The following is a 20229-nucleotide window of genomic DNA, read 5'->3' as shown; positions in this document are numbered from 1 at the left end:
TTAATGCGAATCTACAATAAGATTAACATTGAGAACAATGAAAATACTTACTATATGCGTGATCATCTTACACAAATAGAAAAAGCAATAAACGATGGAATTCCGGTTATCAGCTATACTTCTTGGAGATGTATTGATATTGTCAGTGCCGGTACTGGAGAAATGAAAAAAGATATAATTCACAATTATACCACATCAAAAAAGCTGGGTGTTTCTCAATAAGAGAAAAGCCCAGCTTTTTGTTATTACTACCTAGGTATTGTACAAAGAGAAAAGGAATAACTGAAATCCTGCAGGGAACAAATAAACTGTAGCTTGAATGAGTGTTGGAGGGATTTTCGTTTGATCACATAAGGAATATTATTACATGTATATTTAAATGCGATAAAAGTTTTTTCAAACCTCTTAGGTAATTAATTGGAACCAGGCATCAGTATATTTATATCGGCATTAAAGACAAACAGTAGTAAAACTATGAGCATTAGAATAAACATTGGAAATACTTTCTTGGCAATATCCCATATAGGCATTCCAGTGATACCAGCGGCGACAAACAGGTTCCCCCCCAATGGCGGAGTGATAAACCCTATAGCTAGATTCACTACCATAATAACCCCAAAATGCACTGGATCGACTTGAAGTTCAGTCGCAATAGGATACAATATTGGTGTTAATATAATAATCGCTGCCAGGGTATCCATAAATGTCCCTACAAACAACAAAAAGACTGTTATCATCAGTAATATAATGATTTTATTATCCGATACACTTGTCATTAATGTACTGATTTGATCAGGAATGCGTTCAATAGTCAAAATTCTACCAAAAGCATTTGCCGATCCAGTGATAATTAAAATAACTCCCGTCGTTAATGAAGCGTTCACAAACACTTCATAAACCTGTTTAGGTTTTAATTCTTTGTAGATAAATATACTTATAAAAAGCCCATAGACGACGGCTACGGCAGCTGCTTCAGTAGGTGTGAAAACTCCTCCATATATACCACCAAGGATAAGGACAGGGATTAATAAAGCCCAAAAGGCATTTAGAAATGTATTAAATAACTTATACCATGTGAATTTTTCCGTTAGTTGGTCGTAGTTATTCTTTTTTGCATAAAAATAACTATAAATCATTAACACAATACCAATAACAATTCCCGGGATAATCCCCGCAAGAAATAAGTCTCCAATCGAGGTAGATGAAGATACACCATAGATAACCATGGGAATACTGGGAGGGATGATAACGCCAATAGTTGCCGCACATGCTACTAAAGCTGTAGCGAACTTTTTATCATATCCTCTCTCGACCATCATAGGAATAACCATTCCACCAATAGCTGCAACAGTGGCAGGACCTGAGCCTGAAATTGCTGCAAAGACAATACAAGTGGCTACTGTTGCTATCGCTATTCCACCAGTGATATTACCAACTATCATCTTCACAAAGTCAAAAAGCCTTCTGGATACACCACCCTTTCCCATAATCTCACCGGCTAATATAAATAAAGGAACAGCCATTAAAGGGAAAGAGTCAGTGGTAGTGGTTAATCCTTGAGCTAAGTATGAAGGAGAAACAGTTCCATTATATATAATAGTCACAAAGCTCGCGATACCCAAAGATATTCCTATAGGCACCCTGATTAGAAATAATAAAATAAAAGTCCCAAACAATATTAATGAAGTCATTCTTATTTCTCCTCATCAAGATTTTTCATTTCCCGCTGACTCGTCCTAATATTTTATAGAGTTATAAAGATTTTGAATGAGTCTAATGACTGTCAAGAACATACCGACAGGAACAGCTGAATATACCAATGCCATATTTATTCCCAAAGCCGGGCTCGTTTGACCATAGCTTAGAATGGTCTGCATCACACTGAGACCATAATAAACCATTAAGCAGGCAAATAAGCCAAACAATATCTGCGCGACGACATCCATTATTTTTTTTCCTTTATCGGGAAGACTGTCATAAAGAGTATCAAATGTAATATGCCTGGCTTTTTTCGCTCCGTAGGCTATAGCTATATATATTAACCATATGAAACAATACCTAGCTAATTCTTCTGACCAACTAAGAGACGAATTTAAGAAAAAACGCATAAAAATCTGAACAGAAATAGAAGCAACAGCTATGCTTAGAAATAATGTAAGCAACCACTCTTCAATCGATTCATTTATTGTTTTTAGAACGGACATTTTCTTTCCCCCTTATCCTGGCAATTTACTTTTAACAAAGGCTGGAACAATGAAATCGAATAAATAGTTCCAGCCATCAACTATTTATGCTCCTTATTCTCTGAACATCGATACGATATCCGATCCAATAGTGTCTTGATATTCCTCGTATACCGGCTCTAATGCATCTTTAAATCTCTCAACTTCTCCTTCAGCGAGTTCAGTGACCTCCATTCCCTCTTCCTCAAGAGTGTTTAAAGCATCCTCTTCTTCTTCAACAGTCAAGCTTCGGTTATATTCAATAGCATCTCTTGTAACTTCATCCAAAGTTGTTTGCAGTTCATCCGGCAGGCTATTGTAAAAGTTGAGATTCGCCAGAATAACGTAAGGGCTGTACACATGTCTAGAAACCGTTAAATAATCCTGAACTTCATATAAGTTGTTATCTCTAATCAAACCTGCCGGATTTTCCTGACCATCAATTGTTCCTTGCTGCAACGCTGTATATAATTCTTCAAAAGACATTGGCGTGGGATTTGCCCCAAGGGTATTCCAAGCATCAATGTGGATATCATTTTCCATTGTTCTTATAGAAAGTCCTTGAAGGTCTTCCAATGTTTTTACCGGTCTTTGGTTATTTGTCAAATTCCTAAAACCGTTCTCAAAGTAACCCAGACCTTTCATGCCATCTTCCTCCAAAGAATTTAACAGCTGCTGACCAGGTTCACCATCCAGCTTTTCGTAGGCCTGTTCCCTGTTTTCAAATAAAAACGGGTAATCGTAGATACCAAATTTTTCATTTATTCCTGTAATAGCCCCAGTTGAAGGAGCTACAGCATCAATTTCTCCTAATTGCACTGCTTCTGTAAGCTCTCTATCTCCTCCCAATTCACCGTTAATATACAGTTCCACATTGATACGGTTATTCGTCTGGCTCTCTAATTCCTCTTCAAAATATCTCCATGTTTTAGCAAGGGAAAATTCAGGACTCATTGTTCCGGCAGCAACTTCCATAGTAAATTCGCTTTCATTATTGTTATTATTTTCACCGGATGCGCTTTCACTATCTGAATTTTCTGATCCGCAGGCAGACAACGCAAACAATATCAGACTGGATGAGAGCGTATAAGAAATAAATTTTTTATTAAGAAACATTTTATTCACCTTCCCCGATCATACTTTTTTATTAACCCAGTAATTAGGATTTTTTCCTTGTAAAACATCATAAACATTTAAAGCAGTCTTTTTCTTTAATTCGTGAACGGATTCTTCTGAGTAAAACGCCGCATGCGGAGTCAAAACCACATTATCCATGTGGGCCAGTGGATTATCACCGCTAATTGGTTCATTTTCTATCACATCTAAAGCAGCTCCAGCGATTTGATTATTTTGCAGCGCTTTAATTAGTGCCTTTTCTTCAATAATAGGCCCCCTTCCTGTATTAATCAGTACAGCTGTTGCTTTCATAGCGTCTAGTTCATCATCGCTTATGATATGTTTTGTTTCCTTTGTGAGCGGGGCATGTACACTGATAATATCGGACTCATGTAAAAGTTCGTCTTTAGAAACTAACCTTACTCCAAACTCTTCTGCAGTTTCTTGACTGCAGTAAGGATCATAGGCAAGAACCTCGAATCCTACAGCTTTTAATTTGGTGGCCGTGACACGGGCTATATTACCAAAACTTATGAGACCGATTTTTTCTGAAGAAGATCGCCTAATCGGAGTCTCATCAAAAACACTCCATGTATAATAGTTTTTCACATTATTATTCAGTTGCACGATCTTTCTTTTGAAAGCCATAATTAAAGCAAGTGCATGGTCTGAAACTTCTTCTATACAATAATCAGGTACGTTTGCTACTCTTATACTTCTTTCCGTAGCTGCCGGAATATCTATGGTATCTACGCCGATGCCATATCTTGAAATCACTTTTAACTCAGGTATGGATTGAATCACTCTATCTGATACCGGGGCCAGGGCATTGAGCAGACCATCAGCATTTTTAGCGGCTTCAATCAAGTCATCTTCATTGGTGTAATCAACAACAACTAACTCACAGCCGAGAGGTTCTAAAACTTCCTTTTCAATTTCATAATCTTCAAAAGTACGATCAGTTATAACTACTTTCATCATCACCGACTCCTTATAAATTTCATTTACGTCCTTATGTAGCAGAGGAATAAAAGTAACGGCTGTTTCATGCAGTTAAAATCAACAGATAAATAAACGAATTAGAAAGCGCTACTTCTAACTTTTGTTTTTAATCAAAACTTTTCTTTATTCAGAATTCAATAAGAACTTCTAAGATGGACTAAAAAATAACTCTTTAACAGTGAAGCGATTACAATACAGCTAATTTTTTTAATTCAATTACTCCTTTCATCATACTACCTTATGTACTCATTATTATTATGAATAACAATTAAACGTTTCATGTTCTGTCGAATTTCGTTACGGCATACATATTTTAAAAACCAACAGTTAATTATTTATTTGTGTTGAAACGTTTCACTCATAGTACAATGTATACGCTATCATTTCAACCCATATTATAAAAATTATTTGTAGCGGCTTTGCTTAATACCAAAAGCTTCTTTTATCTTTCAGTTTTACTCAATTGGATATTCCATCATTGATAGACGTTTATAATTCGATCTCAAAAGCATTTTTTATATTGAATAATACTGTTTTTCCAATTATAAATACACTTATTATTATAAGTTTTTGTAGAAGGGCTCTTGATTTGCAAGCGCATACTAATTATAATATTTGTTGAAACGTTTCATCAATACCCTAAAATAATATAAAAACAAAAAGATAGGATTTTTATACTATTTTTATAAGTGAGTCGTTTCAACATTGGAGGTGCTTACATGAAAAAACTTTATGGAGTAACGTCAGCGATGGTAACACCGATGCTCGAAGACGAACGTATCGACAGGCAAGGTCTCGAGCAGCTGACAACATTTTTGATCGACAAAGGGGTGGACTGTCTTTTTCCGCTCGGAACAACCGGAGAGATGTTCAAATTATCTGTGGAGGAACGGAAGGAAGTAGCGGAAACGGTGATTCAAGCTGCCGACAAGCGGGTTAACGTCTTTATTCACGCAGGCGCGATGAATACTAAAGACACCCTTGAGCTGGCGGATCACGCCTATCAATCCGGAGCTGACGGAATTGGAGTAGTTTCCCCCGCCTTTTTCAACGCGGGCGATGTGGAAATCATCGAGTATTATCAGACCATCTCCGCCGCCCTGCCTGGAGACTTCCCAATCTACCTTTACAACATCCCGCAGCTGTCGGGAAACGACCTGTCTGTCGACGTTGTAAAAGAACTGGCGGAACATTGCGGGAATATTGTCGGGCTCAAGTACAGTTATCCCGATTTTCCAAGGCTCAGCGATTATCTACATGCCACACCGGAATATTTCTCCATTCTCACCGGAGCCGATGGCTTATTTCTGCCTGCACTGGCCATGGGATGTGACGGGGTTGTATCCGGCGTATCCGGCGTATTTCCCGAGCCGTTCGTGGAACTATACGACAAATACCAGAAATATAACCTCGAAGAAGCAAGACAAACGCAGCGCGCAGCTGGTGAAATCATTAAAATCCTGCAGGCCGGGGCGAATATGTCCTACTTCAAAAAAGCGCTGGATTACAGAGGTCTCCGGGGCGGCTTTATGAGAAGTCCTCAAAAAACTATCCCGCCTGAACAAAAAAAAGCGGCAAGAGAGCACATAGACACGTGGCTGCAGGAATATCACTACACCCTTTCATTTGATAAATAAATGCTTCCGTGTTTTATATAGAAGAAGGAAACAATAGATACACGGAGGTATATCCATGAGGAAAGTAACGATTAAGGATGTAGCTGAACATGCGGGAGTATCGGTAGGAACCGCTTCGAAAGTAATGAACGACAAAGGGTATGTCAGCAAAGCCGCCCACGACGCTGTGATGAAAGCCACCCTGGAGCTGGGATACAGCGTGAACGCCAATGCCAGAAGTCTTAAAACGTCGAAATCCAATAAAATAGCCGTACTAACTTCCGACATTTCCAACCCATACCTTATGTCTATTGCTAAAGAAGTGGAAGAAATGATCCGCTCCCTGGATTCCCACATGGTGCTGTTAAGCCACAACGATAATCCCGAAACAGAGAGATCATCGCTCAACATCATCATAGAACAACAGGTGGATGCTCTCGTTATTATACCGACCGGACAGAACGGAGATCTTATAGAAAAAATAAAAAATACCAATACTCCTGTGATCGCTATCGACCGGGAAGTAGATGAGGTGGAAACCGATTTAATTGTCGATGACAATTTTTTCGGTTCCTATGAAAGTATCAAATACCTGCATTCACTGGGACATGAAAACATCGGTGTTATTTACGGCCATGAAAAAAATTCTATAGGACGTGACCGTTTATATGGAGCGATGGAAGCCATCAAAGACGGCAACATTAACGACGATCCCTCTTTTCTGCATGAAGCGGATTTCAGAGAAGATCTCGCTTACCGGGCGGTGATTGAACTATTGATGCAGCCAGTCCCCCCTACCGCCATCTACTGCTGTAACAACACCATGACCAAGGGTGTCTTGAAAGCGCTGAAAGATCAGGAAATCCGTATTCCCGAAGATATTTCCCTCATCGCGTTCGGTGACAAGGAGCAGTGGGAACTGATAGAACCGTCATTGACCTTAATGACACAGCCGATGAAACGAATAGGCATTGAAGCTTCTATCTTACTGAAGAGCCGTCTGAAGTTTGCCGAAGACTATCCATTGCAGCAGAAAGTAATGAAACCTTCATTTATAGAAGGAGCATCTTGTATATCTATTAAAAATTCTGAAATATTCTAAGACAAAAAGGCGGTGACAACCATCAAACCTAAGATTACAGTCATTGGGAGCATCAACATGGATGTGGTGACAGATACGGAACTGCTCCCCTCTCAGGGAGAAACCGTACTCGGAAAGGATTATTTTATGACCCCCGGGGGCAAAGGAGCCAATCAGGCTGTCGCCGCGTCACGTCTCGGCGGGGATGTTTCGTTCATAGGAAAAGTAGGAAATGATGTATTCGGAGACAGGTTGATGGCAAATCTGCAGCAGAACGGCGTGAACACAGAGGGAATCGAAAGCAGCGAAACCTTCTCCTCCGGCATGGCCAATGTTCTGTTAAAGAACCAAGACAACAGAATTATTGTCGTTCCGGGAGCCAATAATCAAGTGACAGCGGAGTATGCGGAGCATTACAGTCATATTCTCACAGAAAGCAATATCGTGCTTGCCCAGTTAGAAATCCCGCTCTCCACTATCGAATGGTGCTCGGCGTTCTGCCATGAGCACGGCATCCCATTTATTCTTAATCCCGCGCCTGCCCAGCTGCTGCCAGAAACCTTGATAAAACACAGCACGTACATCACTCCCAATGAAGAAGAGTATACAAAAATAAATTCTCCTTCGATAGAAAAAGACTACGGAGAGACGTTTATTACAACCCTGGGCGCCCACGGGGTGACATATAGAAATATGACGGTGCCCGCACCGCAGGTAAAAGCCATCGATACAACAGGAGCCGGGGACACCTTCAACGGCGCATTATCGTATTATCTGGCCTCCGGATACAATGTGGAAGATGCTCTCTATCTCTCAAACACCGCAGCCTCTTTCACCGTGGAGCATCCGGGCGCCCAAGCCGGCATGCCAACATGGGAACAGGTGCGGGAGCGTACAGATAAAGAGCGGACACCCTAACCTGTACATGAAGGACTTAAGAGGAAAAACCGCTGAAAGCAGGGCAGCGGTTTTTTTCTTTCTTGAAGCTTCTTGAATGTAAGAGCTGGGTTTCTTTCTATAACCGATCTGGCCTACCCGTACTCCCCTATTAGAAGGGCTCCAAAGAAATGACTGTTTTATTTGAGTTGAAGTCCCCTTCGGAAAAAAAGGAAGGAACCTCCGCAAAAGGAATGGTCTGCGTGATATATGATCGATAAATCAGCCCTTGATTCATACAATGAATCACATATTCAAAATCTTTTCTTAACGCATTTCGACTCGCTAATAAGGTTAATTCCTTGGTGTGAAAATCCGGATCGTAAAAATGTAAAGAATCCTTCACAAGACCGACATAAACCAATTTCCCACCGTGTGACACATACTGAAATGCTTCATTCATTGATTGTTTATTTCCTGTAGCATCAAGTACAGTATTAGGAAGTACACCATTATTTTCATTTAAAAGTTGTTGGAATGAATCATCGGAGGCTTGAATAGCAGCATCACATTTTGCCCATTTTTGACAAAAATCCAGGCGGTCTTCATCAAGATCCATAATGATGGTCTTCGCACCCGATAATTTGGCAAAGCGCGCAGTGCCTAAACCGATAGGCCCCGCTCCTATAATCAATACTGTTTCTCCGACATCAATGCCGGCTCTTTTGACAGCATGCGCTCCGATGCTCAGAGGTTCCACAATGGAAGCTTCATCCAGAGACAAATCATTGACAACCATTACGTTATCAGCATGCACCTTGATATATTCAGACATCCCTCCATCTTCATGAACACCCAGCACTTTCATGTTCGTACAACAGTTTGTTTGTCCATTGCTGCAGGAAACACATTCCCCGCAATGTATATAGGGAATTACCGATACAATGTCCCCTGGTGCAATATGGTCCACTTGATTTCCAATGGTGTGCACCCTTCCTGACAATTCGTGACCCAGCACACGTGGGTAGGTAAAAAAAGGCTGATTGCCTTTGTATGCGTGGCTGTCAGTGCCGCAGATGCCGATTCGTTTGATGTTAATCACTACCTCGTCCTCTGCAACGGTACCGATATCTTCCGCATTAAAAATTTCCATCTTATATGGTTCTTTGCAAACGATTGATTTCATACGTTACCTCTTTTCTACTTATTTCCCGGCTTAGACTTTTCTATCGTGCTGTCCCTTGATTTCATTTTTCAAAATAATAATTGAGGAGCGAACAAGGACAAGGACAACTATGAAAATAAGAGTTCTATTATTTTACAAACGATTCAACCCCTTCTTCCTGATCTAAAATTACACGTTACACAGCTGTCGCGTTAGCGCTTTCAAAAAAATTAAAAAATTTATTCTTTCCTTATGCTCATAACGAACATCTCCTCTTTTTCTTCCACTACCTTTAGACGGGGCATTGTTTACGCTTACAAAAACTTTGAATCATCTTCTTGTTTTTATAATATCATTGTATATATTGAGATGATTGGAATCGGACAGAAAATCCCAAAGGTCCTCTACCGGAACGTGAACCGTGCGCTGTTTTTCAAAACGGATGACATTACTCATGAGCGTTTGCCGCCTCCTTATGATCTGCATGCTGACGGCGGATCTCAGTGAATGTGGAGAAATGATAGAGAAACAGTTCCATTAATTCCGGGTCGAATTGGCGGCCTTTCTGTTCCTGGAAATACGAAAAAATCTCCTCATCGCTCCACGCTTTTTTGTACACCCGTTCACTGCCAAGCGCATCAAAAACATCGGCAATCTCGGTAATCCAGTCGAAAATATGTGTCTCTTTTCCCTTGATACCTTTCGGGTACCCCATGCCGTTTCATCGTTCATGGTGCTCACGGGCAACCTGGGCCGTCGATTTAAGTAAATGACGCTTCGAGTGCCGGAACACCTGATACCCGATTTCTGTATGCTGCTTCATCGTTTGAAATTCTTCCTCTGTCAGTTTTCCTGGCTTTAAGAGGATTTCATCCGGGATAGCTCCTTGCCTATGTCATGCATCGGGGACGTCGCGTATAATGAATGGGCTTCAGACCCGGAAAGGCCGGCTAGTTTGGCGAGAGTGTAGGAATACAGAGCCACACGTCTGACATGATAGACTGTTTCTTTGGAGCGGCTTTCCCCTACTTCTCCCATCGTTTCTATCACTTCCTGCTGGGGTGCAAGCAGTTCTTCGTACAGCATCTTTGCTTCGATGGCATCGTTGAACCGGTTATCCTTATAGGCATCGTCCACATTGATAATCTCCTGCTATGACATCGAGAGACCAACAATTCCACTGCCATCCGGTATACGGATGCGGTCCGCCCCATGCGCGGTGGTTGTCCAAATCTCTTCGTTATCCTGATTATGAATCATACTGTACACCGATCCGCCGACGCTAAGTCTCTGCCCAGATCGGCGAGCTGCATAAGTACGCGGTCCATATTCCGTTCCGCGGAAATATCCGCTATGTACGAAAGTATCAAAGCCAAATCATTTCTCGAATCCAATGGCTGTCCCCCCTATGTGTGCGTCTTTATTCCACGTCAAAGACACATATCACCTGCTTGTAATATCGGCATCAAGAGGGGAACATTTAAGCGCCATCATATACTTCGGTATTATCGCTCAACCAACCGGCAATATCGGCTAACGCCACTTTTCCTTGAGCAACATCCACCGTAAAGTTCTCATTCGCTGTGTCATTCTTTTTGATGTTATATCCGTTTTTCTTTAAAAATATGTCAACAGCTGCAAAGGCGGTCCGTTTATTGCCGTTATGAAAGCAATGATTTCTTGCTAAGGACTCGAATAAGGCCAAAGCTTTTTCAAATAACGTTGGGTATGCGTCTTCTCCAAAAGCCGATTGCTGCGGGCGGTAGACAGCTGATTCAAGGAGTCCTTGTTCTTTAATTCCTGCCTGCTCTTCGTCATTGAATTTTTTCATCATCATGAAATGAATCAAAGCCACATCTTTTGTTCTCAAGTAATGTACCGTCATTTATCTATCCTTCAGCTTTTCGAATACATCATGGTGATCTTCGAACGTTTCAGCCAGCATATCAAGCATTTCCGGATCCACATCCTCTTCCCACTTCCGTTTTTTATTCAATACGATTTTGTTATCCTGCACCTCGAATTCGATGTCATCACCCCGTTTAATCTTTAAAGAGTCGGTAATGGATTTTGGCAGGCCGACACTTAGACTGTTCCCCGTCTGAGTCACTTTACGACTTTCCTTCGCGCTCATAGAATCACACTCATTTCTTGTCCAGCTTTACTCAATATGTGTTTAATTCGTTAGTATTTACATACAATTATTTTAACGTAATTACATTATAACAATCCGTCAAAAGAAAAGCAAGTATGGTTTCACTTTCCCCATTTTATTTCACCCAATGAATATACCTCGGAGTGTAGATGAAAGAGAAATCAGCCTTCCTGCCAAAACAGGGGAGATGGTCTGGTGTTATCCACAGCTGTGGTTTCTCATAAGGAAGGGTACGCCCATTTGATTGTAAATCAAGAAACAACTGTGCTGCACCGTGGCTGTATCTATTACCACCATTATCACCAAATCTTGAACTGATCCCGAAAGATGCGAAAGACGCGGCTTAATTGTGTTACAATCTGAAGGGGTCATTATTATTCCACCAATGATGTTAATGTTTTGGGTTACTTACCTTTATCATAACGGAATAACAATGGCTTCACCTATGCCTTTAGCTGCTGTATTCCATTTTGCAATTAAGTAAACCAGCCCAGACTAATATTATACCGTTTAAATGTTTACGTTTGTATCCCCTGTGTTATAATATACGTAAACCTGCATACTTCTTTGGAAGCAGCATAAAACTAAAAGGAACCGCAGGTGCGGTTACACCTGCGGTCCTGTACAACAGCCGCTTTAAGAGCGGAGGGCTCTGCCCGGTTTCAGTTACGGAGATAGACCGCGCACCTTACCTGGGGGGCGGTCTATTTCTTTTGCGACATAATCAACACGATTAACGTCCCAAACATCACCATCAAGGATAATGTCTGATACATGTCCATAGGCATCACCTCCACTCCGGGAGATTAGCCGACCGCCCTTAGAAGCCTTCTATTGTACAAGATATATTATATCATAAACCCTTCCGTCTTTGAGGATATGCTTCAACGCAATGTCGTTAGTTATCGAACACCCGTGGAGGGATACGGAAGAAGCGGTTCATAGTCATACCAGTACTTCCCGTGCCCCGGGTATTTCTGATAGTTGACCATAGGGCCGACACGGTAGAGCGGCTTGTCTCCGATGATATGCACAACGTCCCGTATTCTTCTTTTATAGGCGTTTTCCAGCAGCGGCTGATAATTTCCCTTATTAATAAACCAGAAGTTAAGTTAAAAAAACATCTTCCTTCCTTCAAAAAGGCCGGGCACTTTAATGAATTGTTAACACCTTACCTTGAACGTGCTTTGAAAAATGCTGAGAAAATGAAAAAAGGTCAGAAAACAGTGCTGGAGAGGAGAAACAGTCCGGATTTCGATGCCATGTTCTATAATTTCCTTGCACCTATTTTCGACATAAGAAGCCAAAATTCTTGCGGCATCAGCAAACTTATTGAATTCAGCAGCCTCTGAATATAACATCAATGTAAGTCGTTTGTCTGCTCATTCAATTTCTCTGTATAGACATCTCGTCTGTAAGAAGCAGGAGATAAATGGTAATACTTTTTAAACAGCACACTGAAATACTGGCTGCTGCTGATCCCAATGTAGGATGCGATGTCAATAATGGGTATCGTTGTTTTTCGTAACAAGATAGCGGCTTTATTCATACGCAGACTCGTTACATATTCAATGATGGTAGTGCCTATTGCTTGTTTAAATATTCGTTGCAGATACGTGGGATGGACTTTCAACACCTGGGCAATGTGACCAATCTGCAGCGATTGGTCATAATGCTCATGAATATAGCGGACAGTGTCTCTAACATACGGATGGCCCGGCGTATTTTTGTATTTGAACACGTCTTCAGCGGCAGAAGCCATCTTAAGAAGCAGCTGACGAAATAAAAGATCCGTCATCAGACTTGTTCGGTCCACACTTTGCTGATAATCCAATTCGAAGACCAAATCCTTCATAATGGAAAGGATATTTTCAGAATCCTTTACAACCAGATAACTACTGCGGCTTTCCAGTAGCTTTTTCATTGCTTCGTTATCGCGGAAAAGGTCTTTCATAGAAGGAAACGGTGCATCAGCCTCCAAAAAATTAAATTCCAGATTTAATATTCTGGCCCGGTGGCTGACTTCAAGTTTATGCGGCGTACAAGAATCAATTAAGATACATTCTCCCTTCACTAATTCTATCCACTCCTCATTACATCCCACCAAACATGACCCTTCCATCAAGTACATGATTTCAACTTCTTCATGCATGTGACACATCATGTCATACTCTCTCATCTCTTTGAAATAATAAGCATTGATTTTGGGATGCTGGTTCTCTGATTTATGGGAGTAATAAAGACTGTTTTTATATACCCGCAACGGCTGCACCTCTCTTTCACTCGTATTAGAGATTCGTTCTCAGCCTTTGTCCGCCGCTCCCGCATTATGTCTTGCTTTCTCCTTGTCCTGTTCCATCTCTTTCACTGTCATGGTTCTTTTTCTCGCTGCTCCTTGATAATCCGTTTTTACCGGAATCCGATTTATGCTTCCCTGTCTCGATTTAGCTTGTTGAACAGCCTTTTCATACTGTGGCAGCCATTTTTCCTGAGCTATCAGAAGGTCATCGGTCATCTGCCATACTTCCATAGGGTTACACACCGCCCCTGTCAGCGGATCCATCAGCATGGCTTGTTTCAATAATTGTTCGTCCCCGGATACTGCTGCCTCCACGGATAAACGCTGGACGGAAATACTGGCGTTACAAACAGCCGCCGGTCCTAAAGGAAGATCTCCTATCACCGGCATATGGATACCCGTACGGTCCACATATCCCGGAGCTTCTATGACAGCGTCCACCGGCAGGTTTTTAATGACCCCTCTGTTGGTTGTATTGAAATGCCCCCGATATAACCTGCCTGTCTCCAGCCCTTCAATAATATAAGAGCCGTGTTCTTCTCCTCTGTTTTCTTCAGTATAATGAAAAGGTTCCTCTTTCATCCAATTTGGAAAATCCGTTTCAAACCAATTTCGTCCTTCTGTAGACACCCGGAGATATCCTCCGGTTTCTCCATTAATCCAGCTTTCTGTATCAATCCAGTCATGAATTTCCTCCGGACGTTTCCGGTACCAGGGCAGATACTCGCTTAAATGCCCGTTGGATTCCGTACTATAGTAACCAAACCGGCGCAGGACATCGATTCGAACTTTCTCTGTTTGACTGAATTTCGGATGAGATTCAAATGCCTCCAGCAGCTCTCCTGTTTTATCTATGCCATGTTGTCTCACTTCGATATACCATGTTTGGTGATTAATTCCTGCACAAATGATATCAATATCTTTCTTCTCAGCATCCAGCACTTCCGCTATCTGTCTGTGCCCTCCCTGGACGCCGTGACAGAGACCAATCGTATACACACCGCCGTATTTGTTACACGCCCAGGTAAGCATTGCCATAGGGTTGGCATAGTTAAGCAGTAAACAATTCGATTGCGCCCTCTCTCTAATGTCTTTACAAATATTCAGCATTTCATAAATGCCTCTTTGGCCGTACATGATCCCCCCGGCGCTCAACGTGTCTCCTACGCATTGATCCACACCATACTGCAATGGAATATCAATATCTTTCTCAAACGCTTCTAATCCTCCAACACGTATCGTATTAAATACATATTTCGCTCCCTCTAGTGCCTCGCGGCGGTCTAACGTGGAATGAATGCGGATGGAAAGGCCGTTTTGGTCTATATCCCGTTGGCACAGCTCTGTTACCATTCTTAGATTCTCTGCATCAACGTCTGTAAAGGTTATATCAATATCATGAAATTCAGGAACAGCTAGCAGGTCTCGTAACAAACTCCTGGTAAATCCAATACTGCCTGCCCCAATAAAAGTAACTTTAAAACTCATCACCTATACCTCCTATCAAATAATCAGCCTTTTCGCTACTTTATCAGCCCCAAAATGATTCCGCTTTCAAAATCATACCCTTTTCAACTGTTTATGTTTAAAATCACAACCTTATTTCTTTTGAGCTCAAGATTTTTTATTTTTTTAATTACTATGAATCCTTTCATGGCAGGTTTCACGGAGTTCAAAAATATATTCCTGAGTAATTTGAAACCGTTTGCAATAAATGCATGGCTGTGATTAAATCAAAATACATTTCCAGACACCCGCAGCCGGCTGATTATTCAATACTTTCGTTAAAAGGAGGTTGTATCATGCCTAAAACAAGTGGTTTGATGGTCGTTACTCTGTTTCTTTGTTTTGTAACCGCATGTTCTTCTGGAGAATCGAAGGGAAACGCTGCCGAAAGTCAGTTAACGGTCTCTTCGACTATTATGAGCGCGTCCGAACAACAAGTTTTCATGGGCATTGTCAATGACTTTGAACAAGAATCAGGCATCGCTGTTGATGTCAATTTTCCCGGCGGCACATATGAACGACAGATGAGAATTAAAATGGCAGCAAATAATATGCCCGATCTATTCGATACGCATGGATGGGCCCAAAATCGCTATGGAAATTACATCGAAAGTCTTTCAGAACAGCCATGGGCTGATAGACTGGAACCTTCCATTAAGAATGTACTCACAGACGATAATGGAAAATTATACGCCTACCCACTTAACCAGGCATTAGATGGTATCAGTTATAATGCAAACATCTTAGAGAAATATAATATCAGTCCTCCCTCTACATTTAATGAGTTTAAACAAGCCCTTCGAACGATTGATGAAAAAAGTAACGGAAAAACCACTCCTTTCTTTATTGCCGAAACTGGAACGGGAAGCGTCAATCAGTATTTCGGACAAATGGCCACCACCCTGCTCACCACGGATAAGCAGCATAATTATCAAGAAGAATTAATCCACGGAGTTTTTGATTGGTCAAAATATAAACCTCTTGCTACCGACCTAAAAAAAATGAAAGAACGGGGATGGGTTAATAATAATGCTGCTACTGCAGACGGTGCCCAAGCAGCACAACTGATGGCTCAAAACAAAATCGCTTTTATCTTTCCAGGGGGTGCAGGCGGATCTTTTGGACAGACAGTAACCTCCTTAAACCCGAACGTACAAGTGGGCGTTATACCTATCCCTTCTTTTCATAAAAATGATGAACCTGTCTGGGGCGGTGGTGAAAGACATACCCTTGCCTTATGGAAAGATTCTAATAAAAAACAGGAAGCACGTGAACTTTTAAAATTTTTTTCCAAAGAGGAAAACGCGAAAAGCATGGCCGAAGCGACAGCGGCTCCTACAGGATTTAAAAATGTAAAAGCAGACACTTATTATTCAGAGTATTATGATCAATATAGCAACATCGCCGTGGAACCCTATTTTGATAGAGCCTACCTGCCGAGTGGAATGTGGACGATAATGGGGCTTACAGGGCAGGAGCTGTTAGCAGATACTATGAGCCCTGAAGAGGTTGTTAATAAGATGGAATCAGAGTTTCACCGGTTACGTGAAACAAAAGGAATAACAAAAGGGGAGAGTCTTGACTAAGCCCAATAAACGCAGGAGGGGTAGCATGCAAAAGGCTTACGAGTTTTCCAGGAAGTTAAAGTCAAAAAAATCGGAAAAAATGCGATCGAATAGTGAAAACTCTTTATGGGTGATGTTTATTCCAGCATTACTGTTTATTTCAGTATTTATTATATTTCCATTTATTTATGGGTTTAGAATATCTTTAACTAACTGGGATGGTTTCTCACAAACCATGAATTTCACCGGCATATCCCAATATATTCGCTTGTTTAGTGATCCTACAACCTGGCTTGTTACTCGTAATACTCTATTATACGGCGTCGGAAGCACTGTTTTGCAAATGGCACTAGGACTCGCTTACGCCCTCCTTTTAGTAAACAGTATCAAAATGCGGGTCATCACCAGGACCATCATTTATTTGCCGGTTATTATAAGTCCTTTAATAATGGGATACATCTGGTATTTTATCTTTGCCTATGACAATGGTGCACTTAACGATATATTACTTGCTTTCGGATTGGAAAAATCAAATTTTCTCGGTCATCCTTATGTTAATATTTTCATTATTGTCATGGTCAATGTTTATCAATTTGTCGGATTATCAATGATAGTATTTATAGCCGGGATTCAGAGCATCTCCAGAGATTTCTTTGAAGCAGCAAAGATTGACGGAGCTTCCCGTTTTCAACAATTAAAAAATATAACAATTCCGCTTTTGGTGCCCGCGATGACAATTAATGTGATTATTAATCTAATAGGCGGACTGAAACTTTTCGATGTGATTATATCTTTAACAGGCGGGGGACCCGGCGATGTATCTCAATCCCTGTCAACGTTCATGTATTCCTTGTACTTTGAACGTCAGGATGCTGGATATGCAGCTACTCAAGGAATCTTCATGGTTATCCTTATCTTTACTATTACAGTATGTTCCGTATTATACCTCAGAAGAAAGGAGATTGAAGCTTAATGAGTTCTATGAAAGTACAAAAATGTAACTTAAATGTGTTAGCTTTATGTATTTGTTTATTACACTTGGTTCCTTTCTACATCCTTATAACGACTTCATTTAAATCTTCCAGTAACTTTTCGTCAATGTGGAAACTGCCGAGTTCTTTCCAATTTGACAATTTCATAACTGCCTGGAATCAAGCCAGTCTGGGAACAGCTTTATTTAATTCCGCGTTTATTACCTTTTTTTCAGCGGTTCTGTTAATTGTCTGCGGATCACTGGCTGCCTACCCTCTTGCCAGAAAAAATACGAAGTTGAACAAGTTTATGTATTTTCTTTTTGTTGGGGTAATGGTAATTCCTCCCTTGTCCGTATTAGTACCTTTATATCAAATGGTGGTGGATGCCGGCCTTTTAAATACCAGGCTGATTGCTGTTCTCAATAATACAGCTGCATTTCTTTCCATGACGATTTTTTTATACACCGGATTTATTCGTTCCACCGTCCCCAAGGAGTTAGAAGAAGCAGCCAGAATTGACGGGGCCGGCACACTGACTATATTTTTCAGAGTTGTTTTTCCCTTGTTAAAACCTATAACAGCTACTGTACTGATTATTTGTTGCGTTTATATATGGAATGACTTTCAATTTGCCCTATTCTTTCTACAGGATGAAAATGTTCAGACTCTTCCCGTTGCTATCAACAGCTTCTTTGGAGCAAACTCAACAAATTTACATTTGGTAGCAGCAGCTTCCATTGTTGCGTTACTCCCAATGACTATATTGTTTTTAGTACTACAAAGATACTTTATCGAAGGATTAGCTCAGGGAGCGGTAAAATAACAAATGAACAGGAGTGTTATCATGACAAAAGTAACGTTTATCGGTGCCGGAAGTACTGTGTTTGCAAAAAACATTTTAGGAGACTGCATTGTCTCCCCAAAGCTTCAGCATTTAGAAATTGCGCTGTATGATATCGATAAAAAACGACTTCATGAGTCTGAACAAATGCTGATCCACTTGACCCGTAAATATAACAGCAAGATAGAGATCACGGTGTATGATGACCGGAAAACGGCGTTGCACGGCGCTTCATATGTCATCAACGCTATCCAGGTCGGGGGATATGATCCGTCTACTATCATTGATTTTGAGGTTCCCAAAAAATACGGTCTGGAACAGACAATTGGAGATACAAATGGGATTGGAGGTTTGTTTCGAAACCTGCGCACAATCCCTGTCATGCTCAATATTGCGAAAGACATGCGGGAGGTATGCCCGGAAGCATTGTTTATGAATTATACGAACCCAATGTCGGCACTCACGAAAGTGATGACCGAATACGGTGGAATCCATACGGTCGGCCTCTGTCATAGTGTACAGATGTGCGTGCCGGAGTTATTTCAACTTCTTGACATGGACGACACGGGTGTCACATCTAAAATTGCCGGCATTAATCATATGGCTTGGCTACTTGAAGTCCAAAGAGACGGTGTGGATCTGTACCCGGAGATCAAACGGAGAGCAAAAGAAAAACAGAAAAAGTCACACGATGATATGGTCCGGCTCGATATGATGGAGAAATTCGGCTATTATCTTACCGAATCTTCTGAGCACAATGCGGAATATTATCCATTCTATATTAAACGAAACTATCCAAAACAAATCGAAAGGTTTAATATCCCTCTCGATGAATATCCAAGGCGGTGCGTTGCTCAATTAAATGAGTGGGAAAAACGCCGGGATGAGTTTGTGGAGAATGATCAGCTGACGCATGAACGCTCAAAAGAGTATGCCTCTTACATGATAGAGGCCATGGAACACAACGAACCGATGACAATTGGTGGAAATGTAATGAACCACAACCGGTTAATTCCCAATCTACCCGAAGATGCCTGTGTCGAAGTGTCATGTGTGGTAGATGCTTCCGGCATTACACCAGAGTATGCAGGGAAACTGCCACAACAGCTGGCAGCACTGAATCGCAACGCAATTAATACCCAGATAATGAGTGTTGAAGCAGCTATTACCGGTAAAAAAGAGCATGTCTATCAGGCAGCTATGCTGGATCCTCATACCGCTGCAGAACTCTCGCCAGATGATATCATTGCCCTGTGTGACGAATTGATTGAACGGCATGGAAACTGGCTGCCAAGTTTGCAGTAGTGTCATTTCCATTGGAATGAAGGGGGATGACTTACTTCAGAGATTGAATATTTCTCTTTCGTTGATAGTAACATCCCCCCTTATGTTTCAGCGTTCTGTTATGATTTCATATGCTTTTGCCACCTCCCTCTTTGTAATTAATTATTCTTCCACATGCTCTTGTTTTCTCCGAATTTCTATCCTATCAATGATAACCAGATACGCGTGTTCCCACCTCACGGACACATATATTGTTACCTATAACAATTTGAACCAGTTTTGAATCCTTCCAACTGCCGAACAGGAATTTGTTGGTAAATTAGTATATGACCGTGCTCTTGGAAATCACCCACATCGCACATGGTCGCTAACCCTCCCATATATCACTGGCTGAAGGTCCATACATTCCTTCGTCCGGCGTATCCATGTGATGGGGGGCGGCTAAGCTCCTTAGCTGGGTCTATGCCCGAATGGATAAAATGAACGCCGCCTCGGCACTGCTGGTGTTTGTTCTATAGACACAGAAG

General features: G+C 41.3%; 23 protein-coding genes. 9 read left to right on the top strand and 14 right to left on the bottom strand.

Going from position 1 to position 20229, the window contains the following annotated elements; genetic code table 11:
• Positions 1 to 3: 3 nt before the first annotated feature.
• The gene (locus BM124_RS00095; protein WP_093334616.1) at positions 4 to 222 is read left to right on the top strand and encodes a family 1 glycosylhydrolase; all 219 of its coding nucleotides are present in this window, start codon (positions 4 to 6) and stop codon (positions 220 to 222) included.
• A 191-nt stretch (positions 223 to 413) separates the two neighbouring features.
• Here the strand turns inward: BM124_RS00095 and BM124_RS00090 are convergent, their stop codons facing one another.
• From BM124_RS00090 to BM124_RS00075, 4 genes are all read right to left on the bottom strand, one after another.
• On the bottom strand, positions 414 to 1691 hold the full coding sequence (locus BM124_RS00090; RefSeq protein WP_093334615.1) for a TRAP transporter large permease: 1278 nt from the start codon (positions 1689 to 1691) through the stop codon (positions 414 to 416).
• A gap of 45 nt (positions 1692 to 1736) precedes the next feature.
• Entirely contained in the window at positions 1737 to 2204 is a 468-nt protein-coding gene (locus BM124_RS00085; RefSeq protein ID WP_093334614.1) for a TRAP transporter small permease, read from the bottom strand.
• A gap of 93 nt (positions 2205 to 2297) precedes the next feature.
• On the bottom strand, positions 2298 to 3338 hold the full coding sequence (locus BM124_RS00080; protein WP_093334613.1) for a DctP family TRAP transporter solute-binding subunit: 1041 nt from the start codon (positions 3336 to 3338) through the stop codon (positions 2298 to 2300).
• An 18-nt stretch (positions 3339 to 3356) separates the two neighbouring features.
• Positions 3357 to 4316 carry a C-terminal binding protein gene (locus BM124_RS00075; RefSeq protein WP_093334612.1) on the bottom strand — a complete coding sequence of 320 codons (960 nt, stop codon included), beginning with the start codon at positions 4314 to 4316 and terminating at the stop codon, positions 3357 to 3359.
• Between the two features lie 743 nt (positions 4317 to 5059).
• Between BM124_RS00075 and BM124_RS00070 the strand changes: the two genes are divergently transcribed.
• Genes BM124_RS00070 through rbsK form a run of 3 tightly spaced genes read left to right on the top strand, consistent with a single transcriptional unit; the run spans position 5060 to position 7955 of the window.
• A complete protein-coding gene (locus BM124_RS00070; RefSeq protein WP_093334611.1) occupies positions 5060 to 5977 on the top strand; it encodes a dihydrodipicolinate synthase family protein in 918 nt (305 codons plus the stop codon).
• 55 nt (positions 5978 to 6032) lie between these two features.
• Positions 6033 to 7058: a LacI family DNA-binding transcriptional regulator gene (locus BM124_RS00065; RefSeq protein WP_093334610.1), complete on the top strand. Its 1026-nt coding sequence runs from the start codon at positions 6033 to 6035 to the stop codon at positions 7056 to 7058.
• A gap of 12 nt (positions 7059 to 7070) precedes the next feature.
• Positions 7071 to 7955, top strand: coding sequence for a ribokinase (rbsK, locus tag BM124_RS00060; protein ID WP_280139700.1), 885 nt, complete (start codon positions 7071 to 7073; stop codon positions 7953 to 7955).
• Between the two features lie 130 nt (positions 7956 to 8085).
• Here the strand turns inward: rbsK and BM124_RS00055 are convergent, their stop codons facing one another.
• From BM124_RS00055 to BM124_RS19430, 8 genes are all read right to left on the bottom strand, one after another.
• Complete coding sequence (locus BM124_RS00055) at positions 8086 to 9099, bottom strand: zinc-binding alcohol dehydrogenase family protein (protein WP_093334608.1); 1014 nt, start codon at positions 9097 to 9099, stop codon at positions 8086 to 8088.
• Between the two features lie 309 nt (positions 9100 to 9408).
• Positions 9409 to 9534 carry a hypothetical protein gene (locus tag BM124_RS19435; RefSeq protein ID WP_280139699.1) on the bottom strand — a complete coding sequence of 42 codons (126 nt, stop codon included), beginning with the start codon at positions 9532 to 9534 and terminating at the stop codon, positions 9409 to 9411.
• On the bottom strand, positions 9527 to 9793 hold the full coding sequence (locus BM124_RS19115) for an HD-GYP domain-containing protein (protein WP_212634917.1): 267 nt from the start codon (positions 9791 to 9793) through the stop codon (positions 9527 to 9529). The genes BM124_RS19435 and BM124_RS19115 overlap by 8 nt, the downstream gene beginning before the upstream one ends.
• 143 nt (positions 9794 to 9936) lie before the next feature.
• Positions 9937 to 10215, bottom strand: a complete 279-nt coding sequence (locus BM124_RS19110) for an HD-GYP domain-containing protein (protein ID WP_212634916.1) — start codon at positions 10213 to 10215, stop codon at positions 9937 to 9939.
• A gap of 343 nt (positions 10216 to 10558) precedes the next feature.
• The gene (locus tag BM124_RS00045) at positions 10559 to 10963 is read right to left on the bottom strand and encodes a type II toxin-antitoxin system death-on-curing family toxin (protein WP_093334607.1); all 405 of its coding nucleotides are present in this window, start codon (positions 10961 to 10963) and stop codon (positions 10559 to 10561) included.
• Complete coding sequence (locus tag BM124_RS00040; RefSeq protein ID WP_093334606.1) at positions 10964 to 11212, bottom strand: AbrB/MazE/SpoVT family DNA-binding domain-containing protein; 249 nt, start codon at positions 11210 to 11212, stop codon at positions 10964 to 10966.
• Positions 11213 to 11937: 725 nt separating this feature from the next.
• Positions 11938 to 12009: a putative holin-like toxin gene (locus BM124_RS19625; protein WP_407636207.1), complete on the bottom strand. Its 72-nt coding sequence runs from the start codon at positions 12007 to 12009 to the stop codon at positions 11938 to 11940.
• Between the two features lie 126 nt (positions 12010 to 12135).
• The gene (locus BM124_RS19430) at positions 12136 to 12267 is read right to left on the bottom strand and encodes a hypothetical protein (protein ID WP_280139698.1); all 132 of its coding nucleotides are present in this window, start codon (positions 12265 to 12267) and stop codon (positions 12136 to 12138) included.
• Here BM124_RS19430 and BM124_RS00035 point away from each other — a divergent pair.
• Positions 12262 to 12585, top strand: a complete 324-nt coding sequence (locus BM124_RS00035; protein WP_170840878.1) for a hypothetical protein — start codon at positions 12262 to 12264, stop codon at positions 12583 to 12585. The two genes, BM124_RS19430 and BM124_RS00035, sit on opposite strands and share 6 nt — an antisense overlap.
• Before the next feature lie 8 nt (positions 12586 to 12593).
• Here the strand turns inward: BM124_RS00035 and BM124_RS00030 are convergent, their stop codons facing one another.
• The gene (locus tag BM124_RS00030) at positions 12594 to 13496 is read right to left on the bottom strand and encodes an AraC family transcriptional regulator (protein ID WP_093334604.1); all 903 of its coding nucleotides are present in this window, start codon (positions 13494 to 13496) and stop codon (positions 12594 to 12596) included.
• A gap of 39 nt (positions 13497 to 13535) precedes the next feature.
• Complete coding sequence (gene melA / locus BM124_RS00025; RefSeq protein ID WP_093334603.1) at positions 13536 to 15020, bottom strand: alpha-glucosidase/alpha-galactosidase; 1485 nt, start codon at positions 15018 to 15020, stop codon at positions 13536 to 13538.
• Positions 15021 to 15334: 314 nt separating this feature from the next.
• Here melA (BM124_RS00025) and BM124_RS00020 point away from each other — a divergent pair, with 314 nt between their 5' ends.
• From BM124_RS00020 to melA (BM124_RS00005), 4 genes are read left to right on the top strand one after another with little or no spacing between them, the layout of a single operon-like run.
• Entirely contained in the window at positions 15335 to 16624 is a 1290-nt protein-coding gene (locus tag BM124_RS00020; protein WP_170840877.1) for an ABC transporter substrate-binding protein, read from the top strand.
• 25 nt (positions 16625 to 16649) lie between these two features.
• The gene (locus BM124_RS00015; protein ID WP_093334601.1) at positions 16650 to 17576 is read left to right on the top strand and encodes a carbohydrate ABC transporter permease; all 927 of its coding nucleotides are present in this window, start codon (positions 16650 to 16652) and stop codon (positions 17574 to 17576) included.
• Entirely contained in the window at positions 17576 to 18400 is an 825-nt protein-coding gene (locus BM124_RS00010) for a carbohydrate ABC transporter permease (protein WP_093334600.1), read from the top strand. The genes BM124_RS00015 and BM124_RS00010 overlap by 1 nt, the downstream gene beginning before the upstream one ends.
• Before the next feature lie 21 nt (positions 18401 to 18421).
• Positions 18422 to 19723, top strand: coding sequence for an alpha-glucosidase/alpha-galactosidase (gene melA, locus BM124_RS00005; protein ID WP_093334599.1), 1302 nt, complete (start codon positions 18422 to 18424; stop codon positions 19721 to 19723).
• The last annotated feature ends 506 nt before the right edge of the window (positions 19724 to 20229 follow it).

The sequence above is a fragment of the Salibacterium halotolerans genome (assembly GCF_900115625.1).
Classification (GTDB): Bacteria; Bacillota; Bacilli; order Bacillales; family Marinococcaceae; genus Salibacterium; species Salibacterium halotolerans.
Note: the sequence above shows the minus strand (reverse complement) of the source record. Positions and strands in the feature narration are given on the sequence as shown.

Bases quoted from the DNA above. Each gene is read 5' to 3' on its own strand.
- BM124_RS00085 (WP_093334614.1), bottom strand. From the start codon at position 2,204: ATGTCCGTTCTAAAAACAATAAATGAATCGATTGAAGAGTGGTTGCTT.
- BM124_RS00045 (WP_093334607.1), bottom strand. From the start codon at position 10,963: ATGACGGTACATTACTTGAGAACAAAAGATGTGGCTTTGATTCATTTC.
- melA (WP_093334599.1), top strand. From the start codon at position 18,422: ATGACAAAAGTAACGTTTATCGGTGCCGGAAGTACTGTGTTTGCAAAA.
- BM124_RS00020 (WP_170840877.1), top strand. From the start codon at position 15,335: ATGCCTAAAACAAGTGGTTTGATGGTCGTTACTCTGTTTCTTTGTTTT.
- BM124_RS19115 (WP_212634917.1), bottom strand. From the start codon at position 9,793: ATGGGGTACCCGAAAGGTATCAAGGGAAAAGAGACACATATTTTCGAC.
- BM124_RS00070 (WP_093334611.1), top strand. From the start codon at position 5,060: ATGAAAAAACTTTATGGAGTAACGTCAGCGATGGTAACACCGATGCTC.
- BM124_RS00065 (WP_093334610.1), top strand. From the start codon at position 6,033: ATGAGGAAAGTAACGATTAAGGATGTAGCTGAACATGCGGGAGTATCG.
- BM124_RS00040 (WP_093334606.1), bottom strand. From the start codon at position 11,212: ATGAGCGCGAAGGAAAGTCGTAAAGTGACTCAGACGGGGAACAGTCTA.
- BM124_RS00080 (WP_093334613.1), bottom strand. From the start codon at position 3,338: ATGTTTCTTAATAAAAAATTTATTTCTTATACGCTCTCATCCAGTCTG.
- BM124_RS00095 (WP_093334616.1), top strand. From the start codon at position 4: ATGCGAATCTACAATAAGATTAACATTGAGAACAATGAAAATACTTAC.
- BM124_RS00055 (WP_093334608.1), bottom strand. From the start codon at position 9,099: ATGAAATCAATCGTTTGCAAAGAACCATATAAGATGGAAATTTTTAAT.
- BM124_RS00035 (WP_170840878.1), top strand. From the start codon at position 12,262: ATGCACAACGTCCCGTATTCTTCTTTTATAGGCGTTTTCCAGCAGCGG.
- BM124_RS00090 (WP_093334615.1), bottom strand. From the start codon at position 1,691: ATGACTTCATTAATATTGTTTGGGACTTTTATTTTATTATTTCTAATC.
- BM124_RS00075 (WP_093334612.1), bottom strand. From the start codon at position 4,316: ATGAAAGTAGTTATAACTGATCGTACTTTTGAAGATTATGAAATTGAA.
- BM124_RS19435 (WP_280139699.1), bottom strand. From the start codon at position 9,534: ATGAGTAATGTCATCCGTTTTGAAAAACAGCGCACGGTTCACGTTCCG.
- BM124_RS00015 (WP_093334601.1), top strand. From the start codon at position 16,650: ATGCAAAAGGCTTACGAGTTTTCCAGGAAGTTAAAGTCAAAAAAATCG.
- BM124_RS00010 (WP_093334600.1), top strand. From the start codon at position 17,576: ATGAGTTCTATGAAAGTACAAAAATGTAACTTAAATGTGTTAGCTTTA.
- melA (WP_093334603.1), bottom strand. From the start codon at position 15,020: ATGAGTTTTAAAGTTACTTTTATTGGGGCAGGCAGTATTGGATTTACC.